Genomic DNA, 12,898 nt, shown 5'->3' with positions numbered 1-12,898 from the left:
TCGCCGGCGAGGCTCCGTCGCGGTCGGGACCGCGGTGGTCTCAGTCGTCGGAGGTCATGCGGTAGCCGACGCCGCGCACCGTCTCGATGAACCGCGGGGCCACGGTGCTGTCCGCGAGCTTCCGTCGCAGGTTGGCGAGATGCACCTCGATCGCACGCTTGTCGGCTTCGCTGACGTAGTAGGCCGTGATGTAGCTCTCGCCACGGAGCATGAGCGCGAGGTCCGCCTTGCTGCGCACTCGACGGCGGGACTCCATCAGTGCCTGCAACAGGTCGAACTCGCTCCGCGTGAGGTCGACCTCGGTGCCGTCGACCTCGACGATGCGGGTGGCCGAGCTGAGCTTCAGACCGCGGTGGACGAGCCACCCCTCGCCGTCGTCGGGCGCTGCGGCAGCCGGTTGCATGATGATCGGGACGACCGACTGCCCGACGGGCGCGGCATGACGCGCGACGGTCTCGTGCACGATCGTGGGGTCGGGCGACGACACCTGCTGCTGCAGCGGCGGTGCCGCGACCTGGACGACGGGAGCCGGCTCGACCGCGGTCGGAGCCGGTTGCGCCGGTGCCGCCGCGGCGACGGCCGGAGCATCACCGTTCGCGCGAGGCCGACGCAGCATCGCCTCGATGCGGGCACGGAGCTCGCGCGGACGGAAGGGCTTGGTCATGTAGTCGTCGGCGCCGGAGTCGAGGCCCTGCAGGGTGTCGATCTCGTCGCCTCGGGCGGTCAGCATGACGATGTAGGTGGAGCTGATGGCGCGGATGCGCTTGGCAGCCTCGAAGCCGTCGATACCCGGCATGCTGACGTCGAGGGTCGTGACGAGGGGGTTGTGCCTCCGCACCGCCTCGACGCCGTCCAGACCGTTCGCAGCGGACACGGTCTCGAATCCGGCCTGCTCGAGAACGGTCTCGAGCAGTTGGCGGATGTCCGCGTCGTCTTCGATGACGACCGCGGTCCGACGTTCGCTCAGCTCTTCGGTCACGATGCCCCTACCCGTTCCACCCGTCAGCGACGTGCCGGATGTAGCCGTTGCCGACTCACCACGCGCTGAATCCCTTGGCCAGTTGCACGGCCTGCTCCGGCCACCATACCCCAGCAAGGGGGCCACCGTTGCACGCTCCGTCGCTCTCGCCGGGGGCTTTCACCCAGAGGTTCGCGTCGAGGTGTTCGGCCTGCGCGGTGAGGGGCTGCTGCCCCACCGTCCGGCCGGACGGGTTGCACCATTCGCCGTTCGAGCCACTGCCGTTCCGAGAGGTGTCGATTACGTAATGGGCGCCGTCGAGGAGGCCGCTCAGTTCCTCCGCATAGGCGATCTCGTCCTCGGTCGTGTTGTAGTTGGAGACGTTGGTGGCGAAGCCCGATGCGTCGGCGACACCGGCCTCCCGGAGGAGCTCGGCCATCTCGGCGGGCGGTCGCCAGTCGGAGTGGCCGCCGTCGAGGTACACGGGGACCGATGCGTCCGCGAACTGCTCGGTCGCGGCTGCAAGTTGCCGCATCCGCGCGGTGCGGTCACCGCAGTCCGGCGCGAGCGCGACGGCATCCGGTTCGAGGATCATGGCGACGCGGTGATCCGCGACGGCGGCGACGATCTCGGCGACCCAGTCCTGGTACTCGTCGCTCGACAACCCACCGGCGGACTGGTTGCCGCAGTCCCGCTCCGGCACGCCGTAGACCGTGAAGACCGGCATGGACCCGGAGCGCTCGGCGGACCGGACGACCTCGGAGACGGTGTCCCGGACGGTTCCGATCGGGTAGCGCTCCGGCACGAGCCAGATCGCGGTCGGCTCCGCCGCGAGCCGCTCCGCCGCTGCGAGCTGTTGGGCGACGTCGCTCGGGTCGCCGTTCGAACCGCCGCTCGTCCCGGCCGTGGCGGAGCTCGTCGGTTCCTCGGTCGCGGCCGCCGGATCGGCTGCGGCGGCTCGGGCGGCAAGCGAGGACGGATCGACGTACAACTGCGCTCCGTCGAACGGGCCGGCAGCGGCGTTCGGGACGCGGCTCACGAGCGACACCGCGAGCGCACCGCCGGCGAGGAGGACGGCGACGACGCCGAGGGCGACGGCCGTCCGGGTACGTCGTCGGTCGCGGGGCGTTCTCGGCACGGATCCTCCTGCATGGTCATCCGCAATTGTGCCCGACAAAGCCTCGCCACGGTGCCGATTCGCTCGAATCCGTGCCCCGAGTGGGGGTGGGCGCGATGTCCGAGAGGCACCGACGCGTCCGGGACCGCCCAGCCGCTCGACGAGCGCGCACGCCGGACTGCACACCAGGGCCCGCTGCGCAACGTTGTCCGGATCGCCGCGGCTCCCTACCCTTGATGATCGTGGCGACGCAGGGTCGCCCGCACGGCCCGAGGAGCGCACACGTGAGCACGAAGACCATCCCCACCTCCGACGCGGCGGCTGGTGACGCCCCCGCGAAGGTCATCCCCTGGGTGCTCGGGCCGGCCCTCGTGGTCATCCTCGGTGTCGCGCTGTTCTCGATCCTGCTCCCGAAACAGGCCGAGTCCGTCTTCAACGCCATCCAGTCCGGGATCATCGGAGGCCTCGGGTGGTACTACGTCCTGCTCGTCGCCGGGTTCGTCATCGTGGCGATCGTCTTCGCCGTCTCGAAGTTCGGCGACATCAAGCTCGGCAAGGACGACGACGAACCGGAGTTCTCGCTCCTGTCCTGGTTCTCCATGCTGTTCGCCGCCGGGATGGGCATCGGGCTCGTCTTCTACGGCGTCGGTGAGCCGCTCACACACTTCCTCGAGCCGCGCCCCGGGGTCACGGGCTCCCAGCAGTCCCTGGCCCAGCAGGCCATGAGTCAGACCTATCTCCACTGGGGACTCCACGCCTGGTCGATCTACGCGGTCGTGGGTGTGGCGCTGGCGTACGCCGTGCATCGCAAGGGGCGCCCGATGTCGATCCGGTGGTCGATCGAGCCGTTGCTCGGCAAGCGCGTGCAGGGCGGCTGGGGCAATGCGATCGACGCGATCGCCGTCATCGGTACCGTGTTCGGCGTCGCGACCTCGCTCGGCCTCGGTGTGCTGCAGATCTCCGCGGGGCTCGGGTACACGGGCATCGCCGAACCGAACATCGTCACGCAGGTCATCCTCATCCTCGTGATCACCGGCGTCACGATCTTCTCCCTCGTCTCCGGCGTGCACAAGGGCATGAAGTGGATCTCGAACACCAACCTCGTCCTCGCGGCGCTGCTGCTGTTCTTCGTCCTGTTCGCCGGCCCGACGCTGTTCCTCCTCCGCGAATGGGTGCAGGCCATGGGCGCCTACCTCCAGAACGTGGTCGGGCTCACCTTCAACGTCTCCGCGTACCAGGGTGCTGCGGGCGAGGCCTGGCAGTCCTCGTGGACGACCTTCTACTGGGGCTGGTGGATGTCGTGGGCGCCCTTCGTCGGCGTCTTCATCGCCCGCATCTCGAAGGGACGCACCGTGCGGCAGTTCGTGCTCGGCGTCCTGCTCGTCCCGACCCTCGTCACCTTCCTCTGGTTCGCCGTGCTCGGCGGCACCGCCATCATGCAGTCGCTGGAGGGCCGTGACTTCAGCGGCGCCGACGGCCCGGTGGATCTCAACACCGCCCTGTTCAACATGCTCGCCGGGCTCCCCGGCGGATCGATCGCGACCGTTGGTGCCCTGCTGCTCATCCTCCTGTTCTTCGTGACCTCGGCCGACTCGGGATCGCTCGTGATGGGCATGCTCACCACCGGCGGCACGGAACCGCGGAACCGGGTGCGGATCGCGTGGGCGCTCGTGACGAGCCTCCTGGCCATCTCGCTGCTGATTGCCGGCGGTCTCGCATCGATGCAGACGGCGGCCATCATCACCGCGCTGCCCTTCAGCGTCGTGATCATCCTCATGTGCATCTCGTCGTTCAAGGCATTCGGGATCGAGGTGCGACGGGAGCAGCGGGCGAAGCGCCGCCTGTTCGCCGCAGAGCTCACCGAGAGCGTCTCAGCCGACGTGAGCGAACAGCTGTCGGATCAGGTCTCGGAGCAGGTCACGGAGCACTTCGGCACGATGACCGCCCAGCTCGACCTCCGGCAGCTCGCGTCCCCGGACGCACCGGGGTCATCGGCCGCATCCACGGAACCGCAGACGCAGGACCCGGAGCAGCGCCGCTCGAAGGACTGACCGGACGGCTCAACCGACGGGGAAGCGGTCCGAGATCCAGGCCGCTTCCTCGGCGGTCGGCGACCACGCCGAACCGGCCGCGGCGTTCGCGCGGATCTGTTGCGGAGTGGTCGCACCGCCGATGACACTCGTGAGCCCGTCCTGAGCGAGCAACCAGCCGAAGGTCGCCTCGAGCATGGAGATGCCGCGCTCGTCGCAGAAGGCCTGGTAGGCCTCGATCGCGTCCCAGGGCGCCGTGTCGAGGAGGTGCTTGCGCTGGCGCATGATGCGGCTGTCGGCCGGCCCGCCGTCGCGGGAGAACTTCCCCGTGAACAGGCCGTTGTAGAGCGGGAAGTACGGGAGGAAGCCGACGCCGGCGGCGCGCATGGCCGGGAACAGCTCGCGCTCCGCTCCCCGGACGAGCAGGCTGTACTCGTTCTGGGCCGAGATGAAGGCGGGGTGGCCGGCGGTGCGAGCCGCCCAGTCCGCCTCGGTCAGCTGCCAACCGGCGAAGTTCGAGTGGCCGGCGTAGCGGATCTTCCCCTCGTGGACGAGCTCGTCCAGGGCCGCGATCGTCTCCTCGATGGGCGTGAACGGGTCTGGGGTGTGCAGCTGGTACAGGTCGATCCAGTCGGTGCCCAGGCGGCGGAGCGAACCTTCGACCGCGAGCCGGATGTAGCGACGGGAGCCCTTGGCACCCCAGTTCGGGATCGGGCTCTCGTAGTCCACATGGCCGAACTTGGTCGCGAGCACGATCTCATCCCGCCGTCCGGCGATCGCCTGCCCGAGGAGTTGTTCGCTCAGCCCGTACTCCCGGCCGTAGATGTCGGCGGTGTCGAAGAGGGTGACTCCGGCGTCAATGGCCGCGTCGACGACGGCTCGCGTGCCGTCCAGGCTCTCGGTGACCGTGCCCTCGCGTCCGAAGTTGTTGCAGCCGATGCCGACAGCTGAGACGAGGAGGCCGCTGCGACCGAGTGGGCGATAGCTGAGATCAGACATGCATCCAGGCTAGCCCGACCGTCCTCCACAGGCACCCGTCGGCCCCCGACGCCGCGGCCAGGCCCACGTGACGCATCGCGCCGATCACGGGCTTCCTACGCTCGGTGCATGACCACACACCTCACCGTCACCGCTCCCGTACTCCCCTGCTCCGTCATCGCCGACCCGACCACCGAGGGTTTCCTCAGGATGCCGACGCCGGTGGGGCGGATCGAGCTCCGCTCCGTCGACGACGCGGTCTCAGCCGTGCGCTTCGAGCACCACGGGCGACTCCCCCTCGACGGCGTGGACGAACGCCCCACCGCGGTCCTCCTCGACGCCGCGGAGCAGATCGACGAGTACTTCCGCGGACGACGCACCGTGTTCGACCTCGCGCTCGTCACGACCGGCACGCCGTTCCAGCAGGCGGTCTGGTCGGCGCTCGGCGAGGTGCCGTTCGGCGACTCCATCGGGTACGGCGCCCTTGCAGCCGCGGCCGGTGCCCCGCAGGGCGGCAGGGCGGCCGGCCAGGCGGTCCGGGCGAACACCATCGCCCTCCTCATCCCCTGTCATCGCGTCCTCGGGACCGGGCGGATCGTGACGGGCTATTCTGGCGGAGACGGACCGGCCACCAAACGCTGGCTCCTCGACCACGAAGGGATCCCGTACCGCCGATGAGTCCAGCCTCCCCGACCATCGTCGGCACCGACGGCCTGACCCGCTGCGCCTGGGCCGGGACGGACGCGGAGTACCAGCGCTATCACGACGAGGAGTGGGGCGTACCGCTCCACGGACAGCGGCAGGTTTTCGAGAAGATCAGTCTCGAAGGGTTCCAGGCCGGGCTCTCCTGGATCACGATCCTCCGGAAGCGACCGGCTTTCCGGGAACGGTTCCACGGCTTCGACCTCGACGCCGTCGCAGCGATGACGGAGGCGGATGTCGAGAGCCTCCTCGACGACGCCCGGATCATCCGGCACCGCGGGAAGATCAACGCGGTCATCGGCAATGCCCGCACCGCGCTCGAGCTGGGCGACGACCTGGACGAGATCCTCTGGAGCTTCGCTCCCCCGCCACGGCCCGAACGGTTCGCCCAGTGGACCGAGGTCCCCGCGGTGACCCCTGAGTCCACCGCGCTCAGCGCCCACTTGCGGAAGCGCGGCTACCGGTTCGTGGGCCCGACGACGATGTACGCCCTCATGCAGTCCGGAGGGCTCGTCGACGACCATCTCGTCGGCTGCTGGCGCTCCGAGAGCGCTCCCTGATCCGGAGCGGTCAGACGACGAGGGCGAGCTCGGTCACCCGACCGTCGTCGGCACGGGCGTGGACGTCGAGCACCCATCCGGTCGACCGCGCCCAGTCGAGCAACGAATCGACATCAGGGTGGTCGACACCGGCCTCCAGCAGCGCGCGGGTGAACCGGCCCTTGCCCTGCTTGTTGAAGTGGTTGAGCGCACGACGGCGGCCATCGTCGCCGACCGTGAGCACACGCAGGTAGACGGCACCGACGCGGTCCGGCAACGGCCCGAGCGACGCGTAGCCTTCCGAGCGCAGGTCCAGCAAGACACCCGGGACGGCGTCCAGCTCGCGCGCGACCGGCACCGCCCAGTGACGTTTCAGGACGAACCCGGGGAGCCTGGAGTCGTGGGAGAGCCGATACGCCGGAATGGGATCGAGCGCGCCGACCGGGCCGAGTAACGCCGAGTGCACGACCAGGTGCTCAGCGGCGAAGCGTCGTGCGTCCGCTGAGAGCGTGGCTGCATCGAGCGCGTCGTACAGCACCCCCGTGTACCGGTCGATCGCCGGCATCGTCGAAGACGTCGCCGCCACGCGGTTGCGCTGGACCTCACCGAGCTGCTTGGGGCCGAGCTTCAGCGCCTTCACCGTCGCGGCCTCATCGGCAGCGAGCGACACCAGGGCGCCGAGGCAATCATTCCGGGACGAGGAGAGCCCTGGAAACCGCAGCAGGGCGGTGTCCAGGGCTCGTCCGTCGCCGCCGTCCCGCTTCGTCTCCGAAGGGGGAAGGAGGATCAGCACTGAATCAGGAGCTGGTCACGAGCGTGGCGTTGCCGGCCACGACGGTGACGGTGTTGTTCTCGACCGACAGGAAGCCGTCTTCAGCGTTCGCGACGATCTTCGAGCCGTCTTCGAGCGTGACACGGACCTCACCGGCGGCGAGGATGGCCAGCATCGGCTCGTGGCCGGGCAGGATACCGATCTCGCCGTCGACGGTCTTCGCGATCAGCTGGCGTGCCGGGCCGGACCACACTTCGTGGTCGGCCGCGACGACGCTCACGGTCAGAGGAGCGGAAGCCATGCTTAGCCGTTGTCCTTCTGGATCTGAGCCCACTTCTCTTCGACGTCGGTGATGGAACCGACGTTGAAGAAGGCCTGCTCGGCGACGTGGTCGAACTCACCCTTGGCGATGGCGTCGAACGACTCGATGGTGTCCTTCAGCGGGACGGTCGAGCCCTCGACACCGGTGAACTTCTTCGCCATGTAGGTGTTCTGCGAGAGGAACTGCTGGATCCGGCGCGCACGCGACACCGTGATCTTGTCTTCCTCAGAGAGCTCGTCGACACCGAGGATGGCGATGATCTCCTGCAGTTCCTTGTTCTTCTGGAGGATCTGCTTGACCGTGGTGGCGACGCGGTAGTGGTCGGCACCCAGGTAGCGGGGGTCGAGGATACGGCTCGTCGAGGTCAGCGGGTCGACGGCCGGGTACAGACCCTTCGACGCGATCTCACGGGAGAGCTCGGTCGTCGCGTCGAGGTGCGCGAAGGTGGTCGCCGGTGCCGGGTCGGTGTAGTCGTCGGCGGGGACGTAGATCGCCTGCAGCGAGGTGATCGAGTGACCACGCGTCGAGGTGATGCGCTCCTGGAGGAGACCCATCTCGTCTGCGAGGTTCGGCTGGTACCCCACGGCGGACGGCATACGACCGAGCAGGGTCGACACCTCGGAACCGGCCTGGGTGAAGCGGAAGATGTTGTCGATGAAGAGCAGCACGTCCTGCTTCTGGACGTCGCGGAAGTACTCCGCCATCGTCAGCGCGGAGAGGGCGACGCGGAGACGCGTTCCCGGCGGCTCGTCCATCTGGCCGAACACGAGGGCCGTCTTCTCGAAGACACCCGCCTCTTCCATCTCGTGGATGAGGTCGTTGCCCTCACGGGTGCGCTCACCGACGCCGGCGAACACCGACACACCACCGTGGTCCTGCGCGACGCGCTGGATCATCTCCTGGATGAGGACGGTCTTGCCGACACCGGCACCACCGAACAGACCGATCTTGCCACCGAGGACGTACGGCGTCAGGAGGTCGATGACCTTGATGCCGGTCTCGAACAGCTGCGTCTTCGATTCGAGCTGGTCGAACGACGGCGGCTGGCGGTGGATCGGCCAGCGCTCGGTGATCTCGATCTGCTCGCCGGGCTCGGCGTTGAGCACCTCGCCGATGACGTTGAAGACCTTGCCCTTGGTGACGTCGCCGACGGGCACCGAGATGGGCGAACCCGTGTCGGTGACCTCCTGGCCGCGGACGAGGCCGTCCGTCGGGTTCAGGGCGATGGCGCGCACGAGGTCGTCGCCGAGGTGCTGTGCGACCTCGAGCGTGAGGACCATCGTCTGCTCGCCGATCACGACGCTGGTCTTCAGGGCGTTGTAGATGCCCGGGATCGCGTCGTGCGGGAACTCGATGTCGACGACCGGGCCGGTGACGCGGGAGATGCGGCCGACGGCGCCGGCCTTCACCTCTGCAGCGCCCTGCTCGGCAGTTGCGGTGGGAGTCATGTTCTTCTCTTCTCTGTCTCTACAGATACGTGTGCGTGTTGCGATGACTAGGACGAGAGCGCGTCTGCGCCGCCAACGATTTCGGAAATCTGCTGGGTGATCTCGGCCTGCCTCGCGTTGTTGCGGAGGCGGGTGTAGTCGGTGATGAGCTTGTCGGCGTTGTCGCTGGCCGACTTCATCGCCTTCTGCGTCGCGGCGTGCTTCGCGGCGGAGGACTGCAACAGCGCGTTGAAGATCCGGCTCTCGATGTAGTTCGGGAGCAGTGCATCGAGCACGCTCTCGGCATCCGGCTCGAACTCGTACAGCGGCAGCACAGCGGTGTCGGTGGGCTCCTCGACGCCTTCGACGACCTCGAGCGGCAGGAGACGGACGACCTCGGGGGTCTGCGTCATCATGCTCACGAGGCGGTTGTAGACGATGTGGATCTCGTCGACGCCACCCTCGGAGGCGTCCGTGAGGAACGCCTTGAGGATGGACTCGCTGATCTCCTGCGCCGTGGCGAAGTCGGGGTTCTCCGTGTTGCCGACCCACTCCCCTGCAGCCTGCATCCGTCGGAACGTGAAGTAGGCGACGGCCTTCCGGCCCACGAGGTAGTGCGTTACGTCCTTACCCTGGCTACGCAGGAGCTCGGTCAGCTCGGCGGCCTCACGGAGGACCTGCGAGTTGAAGGCGCCGGCGAGGCCTCGGTCGGATGCGAACACGACGACCGCAGCCCGCTCAACCTTCTCCGGCTCGGTCGTGAGCACGTGGTCGACGTTGGAGTACGTCGCGACGGCGGACACGGCACGAGTGATCGCACGAGAATAGGGTCCGGATGCCGCCACCCGCGCCTGCGCCTTCTGGATGCGCGACGCGGCGATGAGCTCCATCGCCTTCGTGATCTTCTTGGTCGTCTGCGCAGACTTGATCTTCTGCGTGTAGACCCGGAGTTGAGCGCCCATGGACTAGCGGCGACCCTTCACGATCTTCTCCTGGTTGACGTCTTCAACCGGGAGCTCCTCGACCTGCTCCGAACCGAGGGCAGCGCCCTCGCCCGTCTGGAACTCGAGCTTGAACTGGTCGACAGCGGCATCGAGCTTCGAGACGGTGTCGTCGTCGAGCACGTTCGTGTCGCGCAGCGTGGTGAGGACCTCGGTGTTCCGACCCAGGTAGTCGAGCAGTTCGCGCTCGAAGCGGAGGACGTCCTCGACCGGGACGTCGTCCAGCTTGCCCTTGGTTCCGGCCCAGATCGAGACGACCTGCTCCTCGACGGGGTACGGCGAGTACTGCGGCTGCTTGAGCAGCTCGGTGAGGCGGGCGCCTCGGGCGAGCTGACGGCGGCTGGCCGCGTCGAGGTCCGAGGCGAACATCGCGAACGCCTCGAGCGAGCGGTACTGCGCGAGCTCGAGCTTCAGCGTTCCGGAGACCTTCTTGATGCTCTTCACCTGAGCGTCACCACCGACGCGCGAGACGGAGATACCGACGTCGACCGCGGGGCGCTGGTTGGAGTTGAAGAGGTCGGACTGCAGGAAGATCTGACCGTCGGTGATCGAGATCACGTTGGTCGGGATGTACGCCGAGACGTCGTTCGCCTTGGTCTCGATGATCGGCAGACCCGTCATCGAACCGGCGCCGAGTTCGTCGGACAGCTTCGCGCAACGCTCCAGCAGACGGGAGTGCAGGTAGAAGACGTCACCCGGGTAGGCCTCGCGTCCCGGCGGACGACGGAGGAGGAGGGAGACGGCACGGTAGGCCTCGGCCTGCTTCGACAGGTCGTCGAAGATGATCAGGACGTGCTTGCCCTCGTACATCCAGTGCTGGCCGATGGCCGAGCCGGTGTACGGAGCGAGGTACTTGAAGCCGGCCGGGTCGGACGCAGGCGAGGCGACGATCGTCGTGTACTCGAGCGCGCCGGCCTCTTCCAGCGCACCCTTGACGGAGGCGATGGTCGAGCCCTTCTGGCCGATGGCGACGTAGATGCAGCGGACCTGCTTGTTGACGTCGCCCGACTCCCAGTTGGCCTTCTGGTTGATGATGGTGTCGATCGCGATCGCGGTCTTGCCGGTCTGGCGGTCGCCGATGATGAGCTGGCGCTGGCCACGGCCGACGGGGATCATGGCGTCGATCGCCTTGATGCCGGTCTGGAGCGGCTCGTGAACCGACTTGCGCTGCATGACGCCGGGAGCCTGGAGCTCCAGTGCGCGGCGGCCGGTGCTGGCGATCTCGCCGAGGCCGTCGATCGGGTTGCCGAGCGTGTCGACGACACGGCCGAGGTAGCCGTCGCCGACGGGGACCGAGAGGACCTCGCCCGTGCGGGTGACGTCCATGCCTTCGACGATCTCGTCGAACTCACCGAGGACGACGACGCCGATCTCGTGCTCGTCGAGGTTCAGCGCGAGGCCGAGGGTGCCGTTCGCGAAGCGGAGGAGCTCGTTCGCCATGGCGCCCGGGAGGCCCTCGACGTGGGCGATGCCGTCAGCGGCATCGATCACGCGTCCGACCTCGGTGGCCGCGGCGGTGCCGGGCTCGTAGGCCTTGACGAAGTCCTTGAGAGCATCCCGGATCTCGTCTGGGCTGATCGTGAGTTCTGCCATCATGTTCCTTTTGGTTGTGGAACCCGGGGGTTCCGAGAGGTGCGATCCGTCAGGATCAACGTCTTGAGTTGTGGAGACCGTCGGGCCGGTCCCCGCGCTGCACGGGCCGTTATCCGGCCAGTTGCAGACGGAGGTCGTTCAGTCGGGCAGCGAGGCTGCCGTCGATGACGTCGTCCCCGAGCTGCACGCGCAGTCCACCGACGACGGCGGGGTCGATCACCTGGTTGATCTTCACCTGACGGCCGTAGGCCGTGGCGAGGTGGCGCTCGAGGCGCTGGAGCTGCGACGCCTCGATCGGTGCGGCTGCCGTGACCGTGGCGACCGCGAGGCCCTGCTGGTCGGCGACGATGCCTGATGCGTACCGGAGCAGTTCTCCGATCCGACGGTCTCTCGGCTGCTGCACGAGCTGACCGACGATGCTGACGGTCTGCGGGCTCGCCTTGCCCGCGAGGAGGGACGCCGCCAGGGCGCCCTTCGCAGCGGACGAACCGAGCTTGCTGCTGAGCGCGAGTTCGAGCTCGTGGTTGCTCGACACGAGCTTCCCGAACTCGAACAACTCGGCCTCGATGTCGCCCTGCGCACCGGCGGAGATCGAGGCGGCCCGGAGGCCGAGCTCCTCGATGCCTGCGAGCAGGTCGGCCTCGCTGGACCAGCGGCCGGAGACGACGGTCTGCAGCAGGCCGAGCGCCTGCGCGCTCAGCTGGGTGCCGAAGATCCGCTCGACGACGGTGCGCTTGGCACCGGCGTCGGCTGCGGGGTCGCTGAGCGCCGCGCTCAGGTGGCTCGAGCCGCCGATGGCCCGGCCCGCTGCGAACAGTCCGTCCGCGGTGGCCAGATCGGCCCCGGCGCCGAGGGCGGCGAGGGCCTCCTTCGACGAGGCGAGTGCTTCTCTGGTCGCGCTTCCCATTACTTGGCTGCCTTCTCCGACGCTTCGAGGTCCGCGAGGAACCGGTCGACGACCGCCGTGGCCTTCGCGTCGTCGTTCAGCGTCTCGCCGATGACGCCACTGGCGAGGTCGAGCGCGAGCGTGCCGACCTCGGCACGCAGCGACACGACGGCCGCCTGACGCTCGGCTTCGATCTGTGCCTGAGCGCTCGCGGTGACGCGAGCGGCTTCGACCGTGGCCTGCTCCTTGAGCTCGGCGAGGATCGTCTGACCCTCGACACGAGCCTGCTCGCGGATGCGGCCGGCTTCCTGACGGGCCTCGGCGAGCTGAGCGTTGTACTGCTCGAGCGCCGCTTCGGCCTGCTTCTGCGCTTCATCGGCCTTGGCGATGTTGCCCTCGATGGCCGCTGCGCGGTCGTCGAGGAGCTTCTGCACCTTGGGCAGGACCAGCTTCCAGAAGAAGCCGAGGATGATGATGAAGACGACGGCAGACCAGACGATGTCGTAGACCGCTGGGATGAGAGGGTTCGTCGGAGCGCCCTCTTCAGCAGCGATGATCACTGCATCAAACATC

General features: G+C 68.1%; 13 protein-coding genes. 3 read left to right on the top strand and 10 right to left on the bottom strand.

What is annotated here, in order from left to right:
- Nucleotides 1-40: 40 nt before the first annotated feature.
- Nucleotides 41-979 carry a response regulator transcription factor gene (locus tag ACZZZB_RS17645; RefSeq protein ID WP_463530380.1) on the bottom strand — a complete coding sequence of 313 codons (939 nt, stop codon included), beginning with the start codon at nucleotides 977-979 and terminating at the stop codon, nucleotides 41-43.
- 55 nt (nucleotides 980-1,034) lie between these two features.
- Nucleotides 1,035-2,096: a glycoside hydrolase family 6 protein gene (locus tag ACZZZB_RS17640; RefSeq protein ID WP_463530379.1), complete on the bottom strand. Its 1,062-nt coding sequence runs from the start codon at nucleotides 2,094-2,096 to the stop codon at nucleotides 1,035-1,037.
- A gap of 215 nt (nucleotides 2,097-2,311) precedes the next feature.
- Between ACZZZB_RS17640 and ACZZZB_RS17635 the strand changes: the two genes are divergently transcribed.
- Nucleotides 2,312-4,126, top strand: a complete 1,815-nt coding sequence (locus ACZZZB_RS17635) for a BCCT family transporter (protein ID WP_079707184.1) — start codon at nucleotides 2,312-2,314, stop codon at nucleotides 4,124-4,126.
- A 9-nt stretch (nucleotides 4,127-4,135) separates the two neighbouring features.
- Here ACZZZB_RS17635 and ACZZZB_RS17630 read toward each other — a convergent pair whose 3' ends face one another.
- Nucleotides 4,136-5,104 carry an aldo/keto reductase gene (locus ACZZZB_RS17630; protein WP_463530378.1) on the bottom strand — a complete coding sequence of 323 codons (969 nt, stop codon included), beginning with the start codon at nucleotides 5,102-5,104 and terminating at the stop codon, nucleotides 4,136-4,138.
- Nucleotides 5,105-5,212: 108 nt separating this feature from the next.
- On the opposite strand from ACZZZB_RS17630, the gene ACZZZB_RS17625 reads away from it, so the two are divergent.
- Nucleotides 5,213-5,761 carry a methylated-DNA--[protein]-cysteine S-methyltransferase gene (locus ACZZZB_RS17625; protein WP_463530377.1) on the top strand — a complete coding sequence of 183 codons (549 nt, stop codon included), beginning with the start codon at nucleotides 5,213-5,215 and terminating at the stop codon, nucleotides 5,759-5,761.
- The gene (locus tag ACZZZB_RS17620; RefSeq protein WP_463530376.1) at nucleotides 5,758-6,345 is read left to right on the top strand and encodes a DNA-3-methyladenine glycosylase I; all 588 of its coding nucleotides are present in this window, start codon (nucleotides 5,758-5,760) and stop codon (nucleotides 6,343-6,345) included. The genes ACZZZB_RS17625 and ACZZZB_RS17620 overlap by 4 nt, the downstream gene beginning before the upstream one ends.
- A 10-nt stretch (nucleotides 6,346-6,355) precedes the next feature.
- On the opposite strand, the gene ACZZZB_RS17615 is transcribed toward ACZZZB_RS17620, so the two are convergent.
- The 7 genes from ACZZZB_RS17615 to ACZZZB_RS17585 form a co-directional block, all read right to left on the bottom strand.
- Complete coding sequence (locus ACZZZB_RS17615) at nucleotides 6,356-7,117, bottom strand: YaaA family protein (protein ID WP_463530375.1); 762 nt, start codon at nucleotides 7,115-7,117, stop codon at nucleotides 6,356-6,358.
- Nucleotides 7,118-7,121: 4 nt separating this feature from the next.
- Nucleotides 7,122-7,397, bottom strand: coding sequence for a F0F1 ATP synthase subunit epsilon (locus tag ACZZZB_RS17610; protein ID WP_064295316.1), 276 nt, complete (start codon nucleotides 7,395-7,397; stop codon nucleotides 7,122-7,124).
- Nucleotides 7,398-7,399: 2 nt separating this feature from the next.
- Entirely contained in the window at nucleotides 7,400-8,866 is a 1,467-nt protein-coding gene (atpD, locus tag ACZZZB_RS17605) for a F0F1 ATP synthase subunit beta (RefSeq protein WP_411558556.1), read from the bottom strand.
- A gap of 47 nt (nucleotides 8,867-8,913) precedes the next feature.
- Nucleotides 8,914-9,807 (bottom strand): F0F1 ATP synthase subunit gamma, encoded by an 894-nt coding sequence (locus tag ACZZZB_RS17600; RefSeq protein WP_064295314.1) that lies wholly within the window; start codon nucleotides 9,805-9,807, stop codon nucleotides 8,914-8,916.
- Nucleotides 9,808-9,810: 3 nt separating this feature from the next.
- A complete protein-coding gene (gene atpA / locus ACZZZB_RS17595) occupies nucleotides 9,811-11,439 on the bottom strand; it encodes a F0F1 ATP synthase subunit alpha (RefSeq protein WP_071262368.1) in 1,629 nt (542 codons plus the stop codon).
- 109 nt (nucleotides 11,440-11,548) lie between these two features.
- A complete protein-coding gene (locus tag ACZZZB_RS17590; RefSeq protein ID WP_071262369.1) occupies nucleotides 11,549-12,346 on the bottom strand; it encodes a F0F1 ATP synthase subunit delta in 798 nt (265 codons plus the stop codon).
- A complete protein-coding gene (locus ACZZZB_RS17585; RefSeq protein ID WP_064295311.1) occupies nucleotides 12,346-12,897 on the bottom strand; it encodes a F0F1 ATP synthase subunit B in 552 nt (183 codons plus the stop codon). Before ACZZZB_RS17585 ends, ACZZZB_RS17590 begins: the two co-directional genes overlap by 1 nt.
- Nucleotide 12,898 lies beyond the last annotated feature (1 nt).

The organism is Plantibacter sp. AC185 (genome assembly GCF_979258065.1).
The sequence above is the reverse complement of the archived record's forward strand: the minus strand, read 5'-3'. Positions and strand labels throughout refer to the sequence as shown.

Coding starts and splice junctions, on each gene's coding strand:
- ACZZZB_RS17590 (WP_071262369.1), bottom strand. CDS start 12,346: ATGGGAAGCGCGACCAGAGAAGCACTCGCCTCGTCGAAGGAGGCCCTC.
- ACZZZB_RS17585 (WP_064295311.1), bottom strand. CDS start 12,897: ATGTTTGATGCAGTGATCATCGCTGCTGAAGAGGGCGCTCCGACGAAC.
- atpD (WP_411558556.1), bottom strand. CDS start 8,866: ATGACTCCCACCGCAACTGCCGAGCAGGGCGCTGCAGAGGTGAAGGCC.
- ACZZZB_RS17620 (WP_463530376.1), top strand. CDS start 5,758: ATGAGTCCAGCCTCCCCGACCATCGTCGGCACCGACGGCCTGACCCGC.
- ACZZZB_RS17635 (WP_079707184.1), top strand. CDS start 2,312: ATGATCGTGGCGACGCAGGGTCGCCCGCACGGCCCGAGGAGCGCACAC.
- ACZZZB_RS17600 (WP_064295314.1), bottom strand. CDS start 9,807: ATGGGCGCTCAACTCCGGGTCTACACGCAGAAGATCAAGTCTGCGCAG.
- ACZZZB_RS17630 (WP_463530378.1), bottom strand. CDS start 5,104: ATGTCTGATCTCAGCTATCGCCCACTCGGTCGCAGCGGCCTCCTCGTC.
- ACZZZB_RS17610 (WP_064295316.1), bottom strand. CDS start 7,397: ATGGCTTCCGCTCCTCTGACCGTGAGCGTCGTCGCGGCCGACCACGAA.
- ACZZZB_RS17625 (WP_463530377.1), top strand. CDS start 5,213: ATGACCACACACCTCACCGTCACCGCTCCCGTACTCCCCTGCTCCGTC.
- atpA (WP_071262368.1), bottom strand. CDS start 11,439: ATGGCAGAACTCACGATCAGCCCAGACGAGATCCGGGATGCTCTCAAG.